Source organism: Ramlibacter sp. Leaf400, assembly GCF_001424545.1.
Lineage (GTDB): Bacteria > Pseudomonadota > Gammaproteobacteria > Burkholderiales > Burkholderiaceae_C > Ramlibacter.
Map to the genome: position 1 here is coordinate 312,751 of NZ_LMQL01000001.1, position 17,924 is coordinate 330,674.

The 17,924-nt window shown below is 69.7% G+C and carries 19 protein-coding genes and 1 tRNA gene; 11 read left to right on the forward strand and 9 right to left on the reverse strand.

The features are described from left to right. Positions 1–38: 38 nt before the first annotated feature. Positions 39–956 carry a YicC/YloC family endoribonuclease gene (locus ASG30_RS01515; protein ID WP_055891527.1) on the reverse strand — a complete coding sequence of 306 codons (918 nt, stop codon included), beginning with the start codon at positions 954–956 and terminating at the stop codon, positions 39–41. Positions 957–1,023: 67 nt separating this feature from the next. Here ASG30_RS01515 and ASG30_RS01520 point away from each other — a divergent pair, with 67 nt between their 5' ends. From ASG30_RS01520 to hemW, 5 genes are all read left to right on the forward strand, one after another. Next, the gene (locus ASG30_RS01520) at positions 1,024–2,031 is read left to right on the forward strand and encodes a serine/threonine protein kinase (RefSeq protein ID WP_055891530.1); all 1,008 of its coding nucleotides are present in this window, start codon (positions 1,024–1,026) and stop codon (positions 2,029–2,031) included. Between the two features lie 13 nt (positions 2,032–2,044). Then, a complete protein-coding gene (locus tag ASG30_RS01525) occupies positions 2,045–2,953 on the forward strand; it encodes a PP2C family protein-serine/threonine phosphatase (protein ID WP_055891534.1) in 909 nt (302 codons plus the stop codon). Between the two features lie 110 nt (positions 2,954–3,063). After that, positions 3,064–3,801 carry a ribonuclease PH gene (gene rph, locus ASG30_RS01530; RefSeq protein WP_055891538.1) on the forward strand — a complete coding sequence of 246 codons (738 nt, stop codon included), beginning with the start codon at positions 3,064–3,066 and terminating at the stop codon, positions 3,799–3,801. Positions 3,802–3,874: 73 nt separating this feature from the next. Then, positions 3,875–4,420, forward strand: a complete 546-nt coding sequence (locus tag ASG30_RS01535) for a non-canonical purine NTP pyrophosphatase (protein ID WP_055891927.1) — start codon at positions 3,875–3,877, stop codon at positions 4,418–4,420. A gap of 29 nt (positions 4,421–4,449) precedes the next feature. Beyond that, positions 4,450–5,613, forward strand: a complete 1,164-nt coding sequence (hemW, locus tag ASG30_RS01540) for a radical SAM family heme chaperone HemW (protein WP_082521812.1) — start codon at positions 4,450–4,452, stop codon at positions 5,611–5,613. A gap of 24 nt (positions 5,614–5,637) precedes the next feature. Here the strand turns inward: hemW and ASG30_RS01545 are convergent, their stop codons facing one another. Beyond that, positions 5,638–5,976, reverse strand: coding sequence for a hypothetical protein (locus ASG30_RS01545; protein WP_055891544.1), 339 nt, complete (start codon positions 5,974–5,976; stop codon positions 5,638–5,640). Positions 5,977–6,056: 80 nt separating this feature from the next. Between ASG30_RS01545 and ASG30_RS01550 the strand changes: the two genes are divergently transcribed. The 4 genes from ASG30_RS01550 to ASG30_RS01565 all read left to right on the forward strand — a co-directional run bounded on the left by ASG30_RS01550 (position 6,057) and on the right by ASG30_RS01565 (position 8,945). Beyond that, positions 6,057–6,146 (forward strand) — tRNA-Ser (locus tag ASG30_RS01550). Positions 6,147–6,217: 71 nt separating this feature from the next. Continuing rightward, complete coding sequence (locus tag ASG30_RS01555; RefSeq protein WP_055891546.1) at positions 6,218–7,201, forward strand: NADPH:quinone reductase; 984 nt, start codon at positions 6,218–6,220, stop codon at positions 7,199–7,201. Positions 7,202–7,332: 131 nt separating this feature from the next. After that, complete coding sequence (locus ASG30_RS01560) at positions 7,333–7,605, forward strand: helix-turn-helix domain-containing protein (protein ID WP_442965646.1); 273 nt, start codon at positions 7,333–7,335, stop codon at positions 7,603–7,605. A 2-nt stretch (positions 7,606–7,607) separates the two neighbouring features. After that, complete coding sequence (locus ASG30_RS01565; RefSeq protein WP_055891549.1) at positions 7,608–8,945, forward strand: type II toxin-antitoxin system HipA family toxin; 1,338 nt, start codon at positions 7,608–7,610, stop codon at positions 8,943–8,945. 28 nt (positions 8,946–8,973) lie between these two features. Here the strand turns inward: ASG30_RS01565 and ureG are convergent, their stop codons facing one another. The 7 genes from ureG to ASG30_RS01595 are packed head-to-tail and all read right to left on the reverse strand — an operon-like array spanning position 8,974 to position 13,351. After that, entirely contained in the window at positions 8,974–9,624 is a 651-nt protein-coding gene (ureG, locus tag ASG30_RS01570; RefSeq protein WP_055891552.1) for an urease accessory protein UreG, read from the reverse strand. After that, the gene (locus tag ASG30_RS01575) at positions 9,621–10,301 is read right to left on the reverse strand and encodes an urease accessory protein UreF (protein ID WP_055891555.1); all 681 of its coding nucleotides are present in this window, start codon (positions 10,299–10,301) and stop codon (positions 9,621–9,623) included. The genes ureG and ASG30_RS01575 overlap by 4 nt, the downstream gene beginning before the upstream one ends. Further along, positions 10,273–10,833: an urease accessory protein UreE gene (gene ureE / locus ASG30_RS01580; RefSeq protein WP_055891558.1), complete on the reverse strand. Its 561-nt coding sequence runs from the start codon at positions 10,831–10,833 to the stop codon at positions 10,273–10,275. Before ureE ends, ASG30_RS01575 begins: the two co-directional genes overlap by 29 nt. After that, a complete protein-coding gene (gene ureC, locus ASG30_RS01585; protein ID WP_055891560.1) occupies positions 10,833–12,551 on the reverse strand; it encodes an urease subunit alpha in 1,719 nt (572 codons plus the stop codon). Before ureC ends, ureE begins: the two co-directional genes overlap by 1 nt. A 2-nt stretch (positions 12,552–12,553) precedes the next feature. After that, on the reverse strand, positions 12,554–12,859 hold the full coding sequence (locus ASG30_RS01590; RefSeq protein ID WP_055891937.1) for an urease subunit beta: 306 nt from the start codon (positions 12,857–12,859) through the stop codon (positions 12,554–12,556). Between the two features lie 5 nt (positions 12,860–12,864). Then, positions 12,865–13,032, reverse strand: a complete 168-nt coding sequence (locus ASG30_RS22315) for a hypothetical protein (RefSeq protein ID WP_156385374.1) — start codon at positions 13,030–13,032, stop codon at positions 12,865–12,867. Between the two features lie 16 nt (positions 13,033–13,048). Continuing rightward, complete coding sequence (locus ASG30_RS01595; RefSeq protein WP_055891941.1) at positions 13,049–13,351, reverse strand: urease subunit gamma; 303 nt, start codon at positions 13,349–13,351, stop codon at positions 13,049–13,051. Between the two features lie 176 nt (positions 13,352–13,527). Here ASG30_RS01595 and ASG30_RS01600 point away from each other — a divergent pair, with 176 nt between their 5' ends. Continuing rightward, on the forward strand, positions 13,528–16,878 hold the full coding sequence (locus tag ASG30_RS01600) for a hybrid sensor histidine kinase/response regulator (protein WP_082521832.1): 3,351 nt from the start codon (positions 13,528–13,530) through the stop codon (positions 16,876–16,878). Beyond that, complete coding sequence (locus ASG30_RS01605) at positions 16,875–17,849, forward strand: response regulator (protein WP_055891565.1); 975 nt, start codon at positions 16,875–16,877, stop codon at positions 17,847–17,849. The genes ASG30_RS01600 and ASG30_RS01605 overlap by 4 nt, the downstream gene beginning before the upstream one ends. Positions 17,850–17,924 lie beyond the last annotated feature (75 nt).

Here is a 17,924-nt window from a genome sequence, read left to right on the forward strand (position 1 = left end):
GAGAGCTACACGAAGTGAGCGAACGTGGGGGGCCATGTTCATTCGATGTTCTGGACCTGCTCGCGCATCTGCTCGATCAGGACTTTCATGTCGACGGAAATGCGGGTCAGCTCCAGCGCCGCCGACTTCGAGCCTAGGGTGTTGGCCTCGCGGTGCAGCTCCTGGATCAGGAAGTCCAGCCGCTTGCCGGCCTCGCCGCCCTTCTTGATCAGGCGCTCGATTTCCTCGATGTGGGCCGACAGGCGGGTGAGTTCCTCCGCCACGTCGATGCGGATGGCGAACGCGGTGGCCTCGGTGAGGGCGCGGTCCTGCGCCGCTTCGGGCGACGCGCCGCCCTCGGCCAGGCCCATGGCCTCCTTCCAGCGCTCCAGGAAGCGCGTGCGCTGCTGCTCCACCAGCTGCGGCACCAGCGGCCGCGCCTGCTCGGCGAGTTCGCCCAGCTGCTTCAGGTGTCCGAGCAGCATCTTGGCCAGGCGCGCGCCTTCGCGCTCGCGCGAGGCCACAAGGTCGTCGACCGCCTTCGTGGCCAGCGCCTGCAGCGCAGGCCCCAGGTCGGACGGCGGCGCTTCCTCGGCGGCGCCCAGGCGAAGGACGTCGGCCACGCTCAGGGAGCGCGCGTCGGGCAGCCAGGTGCGCACCGTGTCCTGCACGCTGGCCAGGCGCTGCAGCATGCGGGCATTGGGATCGCGGACAGCGTCGGACTGCGTGGACTCCAGGCCGGCGCGCAGTTCGACCTTCCCGCGTTTGAGGCGCCCCTGCAACAGTTCGCGCAGGGCGGGTTCGTGCTGGCGCAGTTCCTCGGAGAGCCGGAAGGAGAGGTCCAGGAAGCGGCTGTTGACCGAACGGATCTCCAGCCCCAGGCGGCCCTGTGGGAGAGCCTTGGTGTCTTGTCCGGGCGCGGCCTGGGCCAGGTTGTGCTGGCCGGTGGCGTAGCCCGTCATGCTGTAAACTGGCATCGACTTGGGGGGAGTTGCGGGATTGCGAGGATAAAGGGGCGGAGCACGCCGCCCTAGACTGCAAATTATGTCAAAGGTCAAGCCGGCGCCCCTGCCTCCGGATACCGTCATCGGCGGCTACCGGGTGGTGCGAAAGCTCTCCGCCGGTGGTTTCGGGGTGGTGTACCTGGCCGTCGACAACGAAGGCCAGCAGGTCGCGATCAAGGAATACCTGCCCGCTTCCCTGGCCACCCGCGCCCCCGGCGAGCTGCTGCCGCAGGTGCAGCCCGAGAAACTCTCCCTCTACCGCCTCGGCCTCAAGAGCTTCTTCGAGGAAGGCCGCTCGCTCGCGCAGATCTCGCACGCCTCGGTGGTGAGCGTGCTCAACTTCTTCCGCGAGAACGAGACCGTCTACATGGTGATGAACTACCTGGAGGGCGGGACCCTGCAGGACTTCATCATCACCGCGCGCGAACTGAAGAAGCAGAAGGTCTTCCGCGAGTCGACCATCCGCTCGCTGTTCGACGAGATCCTGCGCGGCCTGCGCATCGTGCACCAGCACAAGATGCTGCACCTGGACATCAAGCCGGCCAACATCTTCATCACCGACGACAACAAGGCGGTGATGATCGACTTCGGCGCGGCGCGCGAAGTGCTGTCCAAGGAAGGCAACTTCATCCGCCCGATGTACACGCCCGGCTTCGCCGCGCCCGAGATGTACCGGCGCGATTCGTCGATGGGCCCGTGGACCGACATCTATGCCATCGGCGCCTGCATCTACGCCTGCATGCAGGGCTACCCGCCCAACGACGCGCCCCAGCGGCTGGAGAAGGACCGCCTGGCGCTGGCCCTCTCGCGCCTGCGCGGCGTGTACTCGGACAACCTGATCGAGGTGGTGGAGTGGTGCATGTCGCTCGACCCGCTGTCGCGCCCGCAATCGGTGTTCGCGCTGCAAAAGGAGCTCAGCCGCGAGGGCGAGCGCCGCTACACCAAGCTCACGGTCGGCGAGAAGATGCGCCTGCAGTTCGACAACATGGTGTCGGACTCCAAGAAGAACATCCGCAAGGCCACCCACTTCGGCGCCAAGCTGAAGTAACCGGGCCCTCCAGATGAAATTCTCGGTCTTCCAGATCAGCCGCAAGGGCTCGCGCGAGAAGAACGAAGACCGCATGGGCTACTGCTACACGCGGGAGTCGGGTCTCTTCGTGCTGGCCGACGGCATGGGCGGCCACCCGGAAGGCGAAGTGGCCGCGCAGCTCGCGCTGCAGACCATCTCGGCCCTCTACCAGCGCGACGCGCGCCCGGTGGTGCGCGATCCCGCCGAGTTCCTCTCCGGCGCGCTGATGGCGGCGCACCACCAGATCATCCGCTACGCCGGCGAGAAGGGCATGCTGGACACGCCCCGCACGACGCTGGTGGCGGCCGTCCTGCAGGGCAACTCGGCCTGCTGGGTGCACTGCGGCGACTCGCGCCTGTACGTGGTGCGGGGCGGCGAGCTGCTCACCCGCACCCGCGACCACTCCTACCTGGAGCAGCACGCGGCGGCCATGATGAGGACGGAGCGGATCAACCGCAACATCCTCTTCACCTGCCTGGGTTCCCCCACCAAGCCGGTGTACGACATCACGGGCCCGGTGGTGCTGCAGGAGGGCGACAAGCTGCTGCTGTGCTCCGACGGCCTGTGGAGCTCGGTGGAAGACGCCGAGATCGTGCGCCACCTCAGCGCCAAGCCGGTGTCCGAGGCCACGCCCGACCTGGTGGAGCTCGCGCTTCGAAACGGCGGCGCCACCTGCGACAACGTCACCGTGATCGCGCTGGAGTGGGAGACGCCCGACGCGTTCGAGTCCACCCACGGCGTGTCCACCGACAGCATCTCCGACGGCGTGTTCGCCTCCACCATCCAGGCCGGCGTGATGGACACGCTGATCGACGACCTGGACGACGACGCCATCGAGCGCTCGATCGCCGAGATCAACGAGGCGATCAAGCGCTCGGCCGCGCAGAAAACCAGGGGCTAGGGGCGAGGGGCTGGGGGCTAGGGAAACAGCCGAAAATCGGGTGTTCCCGGCCGCCGGCCTGAATCTGTTTTTCCCCTAGTCCCCAGCCCCTAGTCCCTAGCCCCTTCCCCATGCAATTCATCCGCAGCGGCGGCCGCGCCGCCGACCAGCTTCGCCCCGTGCGCATCACGCGCGGCTTCACCATCCACGCCGAGGGCTCCGTCCTCATCGAGTTCGGCCTCACGCGCGTGCTGTGCACCGCCTCGGTGGAGGACAAGGTGCCTCCGCACAAGCGGGGCAGCGGCGAAGGCTGGGTCACGGCCGAGTACGGCATGCTGCCGCGCGCCACCCACACCCGCGGCGACCGCGAGGCCGCGCGCGGCAAGCAGAGCGGCCGCACCCAGGAGATCCAGCGCCTGATCGGTCGCTCGCTGCGGGCGGTGTTCGATCTCAAGGCGCTGGGCGAGCGCACGATCCACCTCGATTGCGACGTGCTGCAGGCCGATGGCGGCACGCGCACCGCCGCCATCACCGGCGCCTTCGTCGCGGCGCAGGATGCCGTCCATCAGTTGATGTCGATCGGCAAGCTGGCCGCATCGCCCATCACCGGGCCCGTGGCCGCGATCTCGGTGGGCATCGTGCAGGGCACGCCGCTGCTGGACCTGGAGTACGTGGAGGACGTCGGCTGCGACACCGACATGAACGTCGTGATGACCGGTGCCGGCCACTACGTGGAAGTGCAGGGCACGGCCGAAGGCGTGGCCTTCACCCGCACCGAGATGGACCAGCTGCTGCGCCTGGCCGAGAAGGGCATCGCCGAACTGGTCGAACTCCAGGGCCGCGCACTGCAGCAGCCCCTGGCGTCCTGAGGAGCCGGCCTTGCAGGTGTCGCGCATCGTCCTGGCGTCCAACAACCGCGGCAAGCTGGCGGAGCTGCAGGCCATGCTCGCGCCGCTGGGCATCGAGCTGGTGCGGCAGGCCGACCTGGGCGTGGGCGAAGCCGAGGAGCCGTTCCGCACCTTCGTCGAGAACGCCCTGGCCAAGGCGCGCCATGCCGCTCAGCACAGCGGCCTGCCGGCCCTGGCCGACGACGCGGGCCTGTGCGTCGACGCCTTTGGCGGCCTGCCCGGCGTGGACACGGCCTACTACGCCACGCAGTTCGGCTACGAGAAGGGTGACGACAACAACGTCAAGGCGCTGCTGGAACAGATGCGCGGCCTGCAGGAGCGCCGCGCCGCGCTGGTGAGCACGCTGGTGGCCGTGCGGTCGCCGCAGGACCCCGAGCCGCTGATCGCGGTCGGCCGCGCGGTCGGAGAGATCGCGCTCGAGCCGGCCGGCGAGCATGGCTTCGGCTTCGATCCGGTGATGTACATCCCGGCCTTCGGCAAGACCTTCGCGCAGCTGCCGCCCGAGGTGAAGAACGCGAACAGCCACCGCGGCCAGGCCGCCCGGCAGATGGTGCAGCTGATGCGGGAGCGCTGGCTGTGAACGCGACCCGACCCGATCCGGCCCACTACATGCGGCCCGGGCTGCTGCAGCTGCCGGCGCTGCCGCCGCTGTCGGTGTACGTGCACCTGCCCTGGTGCCTGCGCAAGTGCCCCTACTGCGACTTCAACTCGCACGAGTCCAAGGGCGAGATCCCCGAGCAGCGTTATCTCGACGCCGTGATGGCCGACCTGGAAGCCTCGCTGCCGCTGGTGTGGGGCCGCACGGTGCACAGCATCTTCATCGGTGGCGGCACGCCCAGCCTGTTCTCGCCCAAGGCGATCGAGTCGCTGATCGCCGGCCTGCGCGCGCGGCTCAAGCTGGAGCCGGGCTGCGAGATCACGCTGGAGGCGAATCCCGGCACCTTCGAGAAGGACCGCTTCCGCGCCTTCCGCGATGCCGGCGTCACGCGGCTGTCCATCGGCGTCCAGAGCTTCGACGACCGCCACCTGCGGGCCCTGGGTCGGGTGCACGACAGCCGCCAGGCCATCGCCGCGGCGGAAGAGGCGGCACTGGCCTTCGACACCTTCAACCTGGACCTGATGTACGCCCTGCCGGGCCAGGACCTGGCCATGCTGGAGCAGGACCTGACGCAGGCGCTCGCGCTGCTGCCGCCGCACCTGTCGGTCTATCACCTGACGATCGAGCCGAACACGGTGTTCGCCAAGTTCCCGCCCAAGGTGCCGGACGACGACCTGGCCTACGCGATGCTGGACCGCATCACCGAGATGACGGGCGGCGCCGGGCTGGAGCGCTACGAGGTCTCGGCGTATGCCAAGCCCGCGCACGCCTGCCACCACAACCTGAACTACTGGCAGTTCGGCGACTACCTGGGGCTGGGCGCCGGCGCGCACGGCAAGCTGAGTTTCGCCCACCGCGTCGTGCGGCAGATCCGTTTTCGCGAGCCGCGCCTGTACATGGACAACGCCCTGGCCGGCAACGCCGTGGCGCAGGAAGAGGATGTGCCGCGCCGGCAGTTGCCGTTCGAGTTCATGCTCAATGCGCTGCGGCTGCGCCAGGGCTTTTCGCTGCAGTCCTTCTTCGAGCGCACGGGCTTGCCGCTGTCCTCGATCCAGGGCGCGCTGGGGGAGGGCGAGCGCAAGGGCTTCCTGCTGGTGGATGGCGGCTGGGTGCAGCCGACCGAGCGCGGCTTCGACTTCCTCAGCGACCTGCAGGGCCTGTTCCTGGACAGCTGACGGGCACCGCGGCCCGAAGGCGAACTAGCGGCCGCCGCCCTTGCCCGACCCCGCATGGGACTGGGCCTGCCGCACCAGATGCGGCAGCACGCTGGCGGCGCCGTGGCCCGAGCGGCCGTGCTGGCCGATGGCGCCGTATCCCTCGCGCGGCCGGCCGGGCAACTGCACGCCGGAGCGCGGCGCCGACCAGGCCCGGGTACGCGCAACCAGGTCGCGCGCCTCGTCGACGCTGGCACCTATCGTCTCCTGGATCGCGCGGGCGGCCTCCGCGGGAGACGCGCCGCTGCCCCGCAGGAACTCCAGGGCGCGTTCGACGGCCATCCCCTGGCCGAGCGCGCGCTGTAGAAGTTCACCGTAGGTCATGGAAACATTTTGCCCCACGGCCGCGCCACCGCAAGCTCATCCGTGGCGCGGCGCGCGCGCCTCTAGAATGCCGGTCTTCCGGAAGCGTGGCAGAGCGGTTGAATGCACCGGTCTTGAAAACCGGCGATGTCGCAAGACATCCGTGAGTTCGAATCTCACCGCTTCCGCCAACGGCGATCGTCTGCCGTTCGGCCCCCGGCCGCTCCAGAATCGCAAGCCCCCGCTGCAATCGGAGAAACCCATGAAAGCCGCCTGGTACTCGAAACTCGGCCCCGCCCGTGAAGTGCTGGAGCTCGGCGAGCTGCCCCGCCCCGCTCCGCAAGCCGGCGAGGTCCTGGTGGAGCTCCACACCTCGGGCGTCAACCCCTCGGACGTGAAGTCACGCGTCGGCCGGCCGCTCGACTCGAAGATCATCGTCCCGCACAGCGATGGCGCCGGCGTCATCGTCGAGGTGGGCGAGGGTGTCCCGCGCGAGCGCATCGGCCAGCGCGTGTGGGTGTGGAACGGCCAGTGGCAGCGGCCGATGGGAACGGCCGCCGAATACATCGCGCTGGCCCAGCAGCAGGCCGTGCCCCTGCCCGCGCACGTGGGCTTCGAGGCCGCGGCCTGCTTCGGCATCCCGCTGCTGACCGCCCTGCAGGCGGTGCGCCTGGCCGGCGACCTGCAGGGGCGCACGGTGCTGGTGACGGGCGGCGGCAGCGCCGTGGGCCACTACATCACGCAACTGGCGCGCGGTCGCGGCGCGACCGTGCTGGCGACCGCCGGCTCGCCCGGCCGGCGCGAGCACGCACGTGACGCCGGCGCCGCGCACGTGATCGACTACAAGCGCGAAGACGTGGCCGGGCGGGTGAAGGCGCTCACGTCCGGCGCGGGCGTGGACGCCATCATCGACATGGATTTCTCCAGCACGGCGAAGCTGCTGCCGCAGGGCGTGCTGAAGGCCCACGGCCGCTTCGTGTGCTACGGCTCCAACCAGCGCGGCGACCTGCCGATCGACTTCCGCACCGCGCTGTGGGGATCGCTGCAGTTCCTCTTCTTCCTGGTGTACGACCTGCTGCCGCCCGACCGCGAGGCGGCGGTCGCCGAAATCGGCCGGCTGCTGCAGGCCGACGCCCTGTCGCACACGATAGGCGCGGTGTTCCCGCTGGAGCAGATCGCCGCCGCGCACGAGGCGGTGGAGGCGGGGGAGCCGGTGGGCAACGTGGTGCTGCGCATCCGCGGCTGAAGCACACCGCTCGCGTCCGCGAGCATCTGCAAGATACTCGTCATACGGGTATTGGTAATTTACTTGTAATACGACTAAACTACGTTTACCCGTAATACGAGTAAACGATGCCGGCGCCTCTCCTGACCACCATGCAGCTCGGCCAGCTCCTGCAGTCCGCGCGGAAGGCCCGGAAATTGACGCAGGCCGAAGTCGGCGCCCGCCTGGGCCTGAGCCAGAAGCGCATCTCTGCCATCGAGCTGGATCCGGGCCGCCTGACGGCCGATCAGCTCCTGAGGCTTTGCGCGGTCGTTGGCCTGGAACTGGTGGTCGACGCGAAACGCAAGCCTCAGCCGGCCGCCACCGAAGGCGCCAAAGTCGCCATGGCCGCCAAGGGCGCAAAAGCCGCCAAGGCGGAGTGGTAGGGGTGGGCCGCAGATCGCACGCGCGCGCACTGTCGGTGTGGGCCAATGGCGTGCGGGTCGCCACCTGGCGCATCCCCGCCCGCGGCGACATGGAACTGCAGTACGACGAGGCCTGGCGCGAATCCGAATGGGTTCGCCCCCTGTCGCTGTCGCTCCCCTTCGGCGTGGACAACGCGCCCCTCAGGGGCCAGGTGGTGCAGAACTACTTCGACAACCTGCTGCCGGACAGCACGGACATGCGCAAGCGAGTTGCAGGCAGGTTCAAGACCGGATCCACCGACCCCTTCGACCTGCTGTCGGCCATCGGCCGGGATTGCGTCGGAGCCGTCCAGCTCCTCCCGCTGGAGGACTCCCCCAAGGGGTTCGATCGCATCCGGGGCACGCCGATGTCCGGCGAAGCGATCGCCGCGCACCTGCAGGGCATGCTGGCACCGCCGGCTCCGGGGCAGGGCGCCGAGGGCGAGTTCCGCATCTCCATCGCTGGCGCCCAGGAGAAGACGGCCCTCTTGTGGCACGCCGGTGGCTGGCAGATGCCGCGCGCATCCACGCCGACCACCCACATCCTGAAGCTCCCCCTCGGCCTGGTGGGCCACATGAAGGCCGACCTGACCACCTCGGTCGAGAACGAGTGGCTGTGCCTGCAGCTCCTGCGGGCCTTCGGCCTGCCCGTGGCGAACGCATCGATGCTCGACTTCGCGGGCCAGCGCGTGCTCTGCGTCGAGCGGTTCGACCGGCAGCTGCATTCGTCCGGCCGCTGGATCATGAGATTGCCGCAAGAGGACTTCTGCCAGGTCCACGGGCTGCCGCACACCCGCAAGTACGAGGCCGAAGGCGGCCCGGGCCTTCCTGACATCGCCAGGATCCTTGCGAACTCGGAGCGGGGTGAGCAGGACATCGCGACCTTGCTGAAGGCCCAGATCCTGTTCTGGATGCTGGCCGCCACCGACGGGCATGCCAAGAACTTCAGCATCCAGCTGCTGCCCCAGGGGCGCTATCGGCTGACGCCCGTCTATGACGTCGTGTCGATCTGGCCGATCGTCGGCAACGGGCCCAACCAGCTCACGTGGCACAAGTCGAAGCTGGCCATGGCGGTGTCGGCCAAGAACAGGCACTACCTGCTGAAGGACATCCAGCGCCGGCACTTCAATGCCATGGCGCGCAAGTGCGGGTATGGCGCCAGCGCAGAACCGCTGATCGAGGGCATCCTGGAACGCGTTGCCGCGGCGGTCGACGAGGTGAACGCGAAGCTGCCGGCAGGGTTCCCCCAGCGCGTCGTGGACCCCATCTTCGCGGGACTGCAGGGCAGTGCGCAAAGGCTGCGGCAGATGCCCGCCGCTTGAGAGCGGCTCGCTGCTTGCGAGCCTTCGTTCAGCCGACCTGTCCCAGCAGCCCCTTCGTCTCGATGAAGCTCACCACCCTGTCCAGCCCCTCACGCGTCTTCAGGTTGGTCATCACGAACGGCTTGTCCTTGCGCATGCGCTTGGTGTCCGCTTCCATCACCGCAAGGTCCGCCCCCACGTGCGGGGCCAGGTCGGTCTTGTTGATCACGAACAGGTCGCTCTTGGTGATGCCCGGCCCGCCCTTGCGCGGGATCTTCTCGCCGGCGGCCACGTCGATGACGTAGATCGTCAGGTCCGAAAGCTCCGGGCTGAAGGTGGCGGCCAGGTTGTCGCCACCGCTCTCCACGAAGACGATGTCGGCATCGGGGAACTCGCCCAGCATGCGGTCGATGGCCTCCAGGTTGATCGACGCATCCTCGCGGATCGCGGTGTGCGGGCAGCCGCCAGTCTCCACGCCCATGATGCGTTCGGCCGGAAGCGCACCGCTCACGGTCAGCAGTCGCTGGTCTTCCTTGGTGTAGATGTCATTGGTGATCGCCACCAGGTCCCAGCGCTCGCGCATGGCCTTGCACAGCATCTCCAGCAGCGTGGTCTTGCCGGAGCCCACCGGGCCCCCGATGCCCACGCGCAGCGGCGGCAGTTTCTTCGTGCGGTCGGGGATGTGGTGAAGTGTGCTCATGATCGGAACAGTCGTGAATACTGGGCTTCGTGCTGCGCCGACAGGATGGCCAGGCGCGGCGCGAAGGCCTGGCGGTCGTCGTCGGACAGGCGCATCGCGTGCTCGGCGGCAGCCGGGATCTCCTCGGCCAACCGCTGCAGGATGCGCTGCCCGGCGGCCTGGCCCAGGGGCACGGCCTTGATCGCCGCCTGCATCATGTTCTCGGCCCAGCCGAAAGCGAAGGTGAGCACGATGTCGTGCACGGGAGCCTGCAGCGGCGCGGCGGCGCAGGCGAAGGCGACGGGGTAGGTGAAGTGCTCGCGCGCGGACGGCTGCGCCTCCAGCGAGCGCGACCAGTCGCCCAGCGAGCGGCCCATCTGTTCGGACTGCAGGCGCATCTCGCTGGTCTCGCGCGTGCGGCGCACCCAGCGGTCGAGTTCCGCCACGCGCACAGCGTCGCCCGCGCGGAAGGCGGGCACGGCCTGCGCGACGACGGCCAGGTCGGCTTCGGCCAGCGCCAGGTGAAGCTGCTCGACCAGCCAGTGCGCTGCGCTCGCTTCGTCGCGGACCAGTTCCGCCTCGACCGCGGCCTCCAGGCCCTCGGAGTAGGAGAACCCGCCCACCGGCAGCGCGGGCGACGCCAGCCAGATCAGCCGCAGCAGCGCGGCGTCAGTGCGAATGCCCGTGGTCCTGTCCATGGCCGTGGCCTTCGTGATCGTGCGGCTCGTGCGCGTGGTCGTGTCCCTCGGCGTGCGAGTGGCCGTGGCCACCGTGCCCGCCCGAGTACGCCCCGCCCTCCGGCTCGAACGGCTCCGACACCTGCGCCACGATCAGGTGCATGCCGCGCAGCATGTCGGCCAGCACGTGGTCGGGCTCGATCTTCAGGTGGTCGGGCTTCAGCTCGATCGCCACGTGGCGGTTGCCCAGGTGGTAGGCCGCCCGGGTCAGGTCGAAGGCCGTGCCGTGCGCGGAGCAGTGCGTGATCCTCAGCACCGGCTGCGGCGCGGCCACCACGCGCACCAGCGAGCCATCCTCGGCCACCAGCACGTCGCCACCGCGCACCACGGTGCCGCGAGGCAGGAACACGCCGAGCCTGCGTCCGCCGGAGTCGGTGGCCTCGAAGCGGCTCTTCTGCCGCACGTCCCAGTCGAGTTCCACGGTGGCGGCGCGGCGCACCAGCGCAGGCGCCAGGCCCCGGCCGCCGGCCAGGCATTTGGAAACGGTGATCATCAGAACAGGAAGTATCGCTGCGCCATCGGCAGCACGCTGGCCGGCTCGCAGGTCAGCAGCTGGCCGTCGGCCCGCACGGCGTAGGTCTGCGGGTCGATCTCCATCTGGGGCAGGTAGTCGTTGTGCACCAGGTGGTGCTTGCGCACCTGCCGGATCGACTGCACGGCCGACAGCTGCTTGGCCAGACCGTAGCGCTGGCCCACGCCCGCGGCCAGCGCCGACTTGGAGACGAAGGTGATTGAGCCCTTGCCCAGTGCCGCGCCGAACGCGCCGAACATCGGCCGGTAGTGCACCGGCTGCGGCGTGGGGATGGAGGCGTTGGGATCGCCCATCGCAGCCATCGCGATGCTGCCGCCCTTGACGATCAGCGAAGGCTTGACGCCGAAGAACGCCGGCTTCCACACCACCAGGTCGGCCCACTTGCCCGGCTCCAGGCTGCCCACCTCGTGGCTGATGCCGTGCGCGATGGCGGGGTTGATCGTGTACTTGGCGACGTAGCGCTTGGCGCGCGCGTTGTCGTGGCGCTCGGCGTCGGCCGGCAGCTTGCCCCGCTGCAGCTTCATCTTGTGCGCGGTCTGCCAGCACCGCAGGATCACCTCGCCCACCCGGCCCATGGCCTGGGAGTCCGAGCTGAACATGCTGATCGCGCCCAGGTCGTGCAGGATGTCCTCGGCCGCGATGGTCTCCTTGCGGATCCGGCTCTCGGCGAAGGCCAGGTCCTCGGCGATCGCCGGGTCCAGGTGGTGGCACACCATCAGCATGTCCACGTGCTCGTCCAGCGTGTTCACCGTGTACGGCATGGTGGGGTTGGTGGACGAAGGCAGGAAGTTGGCCTCGCCCACCACGCGCAGGATGTCCGGCGCGTGGCCGCCGCCCGCGCCCTCGGTGTGGAAGGCGCAGATCGAGCGGCCCTTGGTGGCCGCGATCGTGTTCTCCACGAAGCCCGATTCGTTGAGCGTGTCGCTGTGGATCGCCACCTGGGTGTCGGTCTCGTCGGCCACGTCCAGGCAGGTGTCGATGGCGCTGGGCGTGGTGCCCCAGTCCTCGTGCAGCTTCAGGCCGATGGCGCCGGCGTCGATCTGCTCGCGCAGCGGCGCGTGCTGGCTGGCGTTGCCCTTGCCCATGAAGCCCAGGTTCATCGGGAAGGCTTCCGCCGCCTGCAGCATGCGCTCGATGTTCCAGGGCCCGGGCGTGCAGGTGGTGGCGAAGGTGCCCGTGGCCGGCCCGGTGCCGCCGCCGAACATGGTGGTGATGCCCGAGGCCAGCGCCTCCTCGATCTGCTGCGGGCAGATGAAGTGGATGTGGCTGTCGATGCCGCCGGCGGTGACGATGCTGCCTTCGCAGCTGATGATCTCGGTGCCCGCGCCGATGACGATGTCCACGCCGGGCTGCGTGTCGGGATTGCCGGCCTTGCCGATGGCGGCGATGCGGCCGTCCTTGAGGCCGATGTCGGCCTTCACGATGCCCCAGTGGTCCAGGATCAGCGCGTTGGTCAGCACGCAGTCCATCGCCCCCTGCGCGCGCGTCTGCTGGCTTTGGGCCATGCCGTCGCGGATGGTCTTGCCGCCGCCGAACTTCACTTCCTCGCCGTAGCCGCCGGCGCGCAGCGTGTAGTCGTCCTCGACCTCGATCACAAGGTCGGTGTCGGCCAGGCGCACGCGGTCGCCGGTGGTGGGGCCGAACATCTCCGCGTAGGCGCGGCGCCCGATCTTCGCCATGTTCAGAGCTTCCCTTGCACCTGGGCGCGGAAGCCGTAGACGGCCCGCGCGCCGGAATAGTCGACCAGTTCCACCGTGCGCTGCTGCCCGGGCTCGAAGCGCACGGCCGTGCCGGAGGCGATGTTCAGCCGCATGCCGCGCGCGGCGGTGCGGTCGAAATCGAGCGCGCCGTTGGTCTCGGCGAAGTGGTAGTGCGAGCCCACCTGGATCGGCCGGTCGGCGGTGTTGCGCACCACCAGGGTCAGCGTGCGGCGGCCGGGGTTGAGCTCGTGCTCGCCGTCTTCGGTGATCAGTTCGCCCGGGACCACGGCCATCACTTGCCGCCGAAGAGCCAGTAGATCACCAGCGCGCCCAGGCCGCCCACCAGCAGCAGGCCAAAGGCGTCGCTGGCGTGCCAGTGCGAGCCGGGCAGGCCGTGGCCTTCGTGCGCCCAGGCGGCGGGGGCGCACAGCAGCAGGGCGGCGGCGCGGGACTTGATCATCGTTTCTCCTTGTTCTTCAGACGATCGGCTGGTGCACCGTCACGAGCTTGGTGCCGTCGGGGAAGGTGGCTTCGACTTGGATGTCGGGGATCATCTCGGCAACCCCTTCCATCACGTCGGCGCGGGTGAGGACCGCGCGGCCCTCCGACATCAGCTGCGCCACGGTGCGGCCGTCGCGCGCGCCTTCCATCACGGCCGCCGAGATCAGCGCGACGGCTTCCGGATAGTTGAGCTTGAGCCCCCGCGCCTTGCGGCGTTCGGCCAGCAGGGCGGCCGTGAAGACCAGCAGCTTGTCTTTCTCGCGGGGGGTGAGTTCCATGGTGCGAACCATGTTAGTGCAAGCCCCGTGCCTGCCGGGCTACCCCGGAACGGGCCCCGGCACGGCGCTTGCACAGCAGCCCCGTGAGCGAGGTCATCCCCATCCTGCCGGCCGATCCCCCCCAGCGGGTGGTGAAGGTCCGGCGCGACTACAACAGCTGGGTGGCCCGCGAGACCATGGAGGACTACGCGCTGCGCTACACGCCGCAGCGCTTTCGCAAGTGGCCGGCCTTCCGCGTGGCCAACACCGCCTTCGGCGCCGCCTCGTTCCTCATCCTGGAAGCGGTGGGCGCCACGCTGCTGGTGCAGTACGGCTTCCTCAACGCCTTCTGGGCCATCGTCGCCACCGGGCTCATCATCTTCCTGGCCGGCCTGCCGATCAGCGTCTATGCAGCCCGCTACAGCATCGACATGGACCTGCTCACGCGGGGCGCGGGCTTCGGCTACATGGGCTCCACGGTCACTTCGCTGATCTACGCCTCGTTCACCTTCATCTTCTTCGCGCTGGAAGCGGCGGTGATGGCCTATGCCCTGGAGCTGGCGCTCGGCATCCCGCCCAGCTGGGGCTACCTGGTGTGCGCGCTGGTCGTGATCCCGCTGGTCACCCATGGCATCTCGGCCATCAGCCGGTTGCAGGCCTGGACCCAGCCGGTCTGGCTGGTGATGCTGGTGGTGCCTTTCGCGTACGTGCTGGCGCGCGATCCTGGGGCGTTTTCGGGCGTCGTGCACTACGTCGGGGAGAAGAACCCGTCCGGAGGCTTCGAATTGCACGCTTTCGGTGCGGCGCTCACCGTGGGCGTGGCCCTGATCACGCAGATGGGCGAGCAGGCCGACTACCTGCGCTTCATGCCGCGCGCAGAACCGGGGCGCCGCACCGGCTGGTGGCTGGGCGTGCTGGCCGGCGGGCCGGGCTGGGTGGTGCTGGGCGTGCTCAAGATGCTGGGCGGCGCCCTGCTCGCCTGGCTGGCGATCAGCCACATGGTGCCGGCCGAGCGCGCGGTCGATCCCAACCAGATGTACCTGGCGGCCTACGAGTACGTGTTCCCCCACTTCGGCTGGGCCGTCGCGGCCACCGCCATCTTCGTGGTGATCTCCCAGCTCAAGATCAACGTCACCAACGCCTACGCGGGCTCGCTGGCCTGGTCCAACTTCTTCTCGCGCGTCACCCACAGCCACCCGGGCCGCGTGGTGTGGGTGGTGTTCAACACGCTGATCGCCTTCATGCTGATGGAGATGAACGTTTTCCAGGCGCTGGGCGACGTGCTGGGCCTGTACTCCAACATCGCCATCGCCTGGATCATGGCCGTGGTCGCCGACCTGGTGGTCAACAAGCCGCTGGGTCTGTCGCCGCGCGGCATCGAGTTCCGCCGCGCCTACCTGTACGACATCAACCCGGTGGGCGTGGGCGCGATGGCGCTGGCGTCCACCGCGTCCATCGCCGCCTGGCTGGGTGCCTTCGGCACGCTGGCGCAGGCCTTCTCCGCCCTGATCGCGATGGGCGTGGCCTTCGCGGCCGCACCGGCCATCGCCTGGGCCACTCGCGGCCGCTACTACCTGGCGCGCAAGGCGGAGGCACGTCCCGTGGACGGCGCCACGCTGCAGCGCTGCGTGATCTGCGAGCAGGAATACGAGGCGCCCGACATGGCGCACTGCCCGGCCTACCAGGGCTGCATCTGCTCGCTGTGCTGCACGCTGGACGCGCGCTGCGGCGACGCCTGCAAGCCCGAGGCGCGGCTGGCCGCCCAGTGGTCCGCCGCGCTGCGCGCCGTGCTGCCGCGGCGCGTCTGGCCTTACCTGGACACCGGCCTGGGCCACTTCCTGCTGCTGATGACGGTGATCGTGCCGCTGCTGGCCGCGGTGTTCGGCCTGCTCTACCACCAGGAGCTGCGCACGCTGGAGGCGCTGTTGCCGGACGCGGTGGACACCGCGCGCGAGGCGCTGGGCGGCGGCCTGCTCAAGGCCTACTTCGCGCTGCTGGTGATCGCCGGCATCGTGTCGTGGTGGCTGGTGCTGGCGCACAAGAGCCGGCAGGTGGCGCAGGAGGAATCGAACCGCCAGACCCACCTGCTGGTGCGCGAGATCGAGTCGCACCGCCAGACCGACCAGGCGCTGCAGGAGGCCAAGCGCGCGGCCGACGAGGCGCGCCGCGCGGCGGAGCAGGCCAACCAGGCCAAGAGCCGCTACATCAGCGCCATCAGCCACGAGCTGCGCACGCCGCTCAACAGCATCCTGGGCTACGCCCAGCTGATGGGCGAGGACGCGGCGCTGCCTCCCCACCGCCGCCAGGCCGTCAACGTGATCCGGCGCGGCGGCGAGCACCTGCTGTCGCTGATCGAGGGCACGCTGGACATCGCGCGCATCGAGGCGGGCAAGCTCACGCTGAGCGCCAAGCCCATGCGCTTCGCCGACTGCGTGCACGAGATGGCCGGCCTGTTCGAGCTGCAGGCCGCGGCCAAGGGCCTGGGCTTCCGCTTCGACGTGGAAGGGGCGATCCCCGAGGTCGTGCGGGCGGACGAGAAGCGGGTGCGCCAGATCCTGATCAACCTGCTGGGCAACGCGGTGAAGTTCACCGCCGAGGGCCGCGTGTCGCTGCGCGTGCGCTATGCGCGCGAGATGGCGCACGTGGAGATCGCGGACACCGGTCCCGGCATGTCGGCCGCCGAGATCGCCAAGGTGTTCGAGCCGTTCGCGCGCGGCGAGGGCGCCACCGAGTCCGCGCCCGGCGCCGGCCTGGGCCTGACCATCGCCAAGATGCTGACCGACCTGATGGGCGGCCAGCTCTCGGTGGGCAGCGAGCCGGGGCGCGGCTCCACCTTCGTCGTGCACCTCTTCCTGCCGCAGGTGCACGGCCCGGCGCTGCAGGCCGTGGCGCCGGCGCGGCCGCGCGGCTACGAGGGCCCGCGCCGACGCCTGCTGGTGGTGGACAACGAGGAGGCCGACCGCGAGCTGCTGGTGCAGCTGCTCGAGCCCCTGGGCTTCGAGCTGCGCACCGCCGCCAGCGGCCACGACGCGCTGGACCTGCTGGCCGCGGGCCTGGCGCCCGATGCGGTGCTGATGGACCTCGCCATGCCGGGCATCGACGGCTGGGAGACGCTGCGCCGGGCGCGGCGCCTGTCCGGGTTCCGCGCCAAGGTGGCCATCGTGTCGGCCAACGCCTTCGACAAGGGGCTGGAGAACGACGCCGGCATCCGGCCGGAGGACTTCATCCTCAAGCCCGTGCGCCACGTCGAACTGCTGGACTGGCTGCAGCGATCGCTGGCCCTGCGCTGGACCTACGGCGAGCCGGTGGCGACGCCACCCGCGCCGGCGGTCTTCGCCCCCTCCGGGGCGCGTCCCGACGCGGGCTCGCTGGAGGCGCTGGTGCAGCTGGTGCAGCTGGGCTATCCGCGCGGCGTGCTGAACAAGCTCGACGAGATCGAGGCCGCGCAGCCGGCCACCGCCGCCTTCTGCCGCGCCGCGCGGCAACTCGCCCAGGGCTTCCAGTTCGAGGCGCTGGGGCGGCAGATCGCCGGGGAGGCCACGCGGTGACGCAGGAAGCGCTGCACCAGGCCCTGGACCGCGCCAACAGCGACGTGGTGCTGGTGGTCGACGACGTGCCCGACAACCTGGCGGTGCTGCACGATGCGCTGGACGAGTCCGGCTACACCGTGCTGGTGGCCACCAGTGGCGCCGCGGCACTCGCGCGTGCCGAACAGGCGCTGCCCGACATCGTGCTGCTCGACGCGATGATGCCGGGCATGGACGGCTTCGAGGTGGCCCGGCGGCTGAAGGCGACGCCGCGCACGGCGCACATCCCGATCATCTTCATGACGGGGCTCACCGAGACCGAGCACCTGGTGGCGGCGCTGGACGCGGGCGGGGTCGACTACGTCACCAAGCCGATCAAGCCCAAGGAAGTTCTGGCCCGCATGAACGTGCACATGCAGGGCGCCCGGCAGGCGCGCCAGACGCGCAACGCGCTCGACGCCTTCGGCTACGCCAGCATCGCTGTGCGCGCGGGCGATGGCCGGCTGCTGTGGCAGACGCCGCTGGCGCGCGAGCTGCTGCAGGCGTACTACGGCAGCAGCGGCCCGCTGGCGCCGCAGCCGGTGGTGGACTGGCTGCGGCGGCACCTCGTGCTGGCGTTGCAGCAGGTCGAGCCGCCCCGGTTCACCGCCGAACTGGGCGCGCGGCGCCTGAACTTCCGCCTGCACCAGCAGATCGGGCAGGACGAGGAGGGCGGCGACTGGCTGATCGTGATGCGCGAGGTGTCCGATGCGGCCGTGATCGAGGCCATGAGCCTGGCCTTCAAGCTCACCGCGCGCGAGGCGGAGGTCCTCTACTGGGTGGCCAAGGGCAAGATCAACCGCGACATCGCCGACATCCTGGGCGCCAGCCCGGCGACGGTGAAGAAGCACCTGGAGCGCATCCTGTCCAAGCTGGGGGTGGAGACGCGCACGGCGGCGGCGGCGATGGCGATGAACCGGATGCGGCAGCTGCATCCGGGGTTCGGGGAATGATCGTCGTCCCCGCGCAGGCGGGGACCCAGCGCAGCGCGCCCGGGGCGGCGTCGAAGACGGAAGCCCTGGATTCCC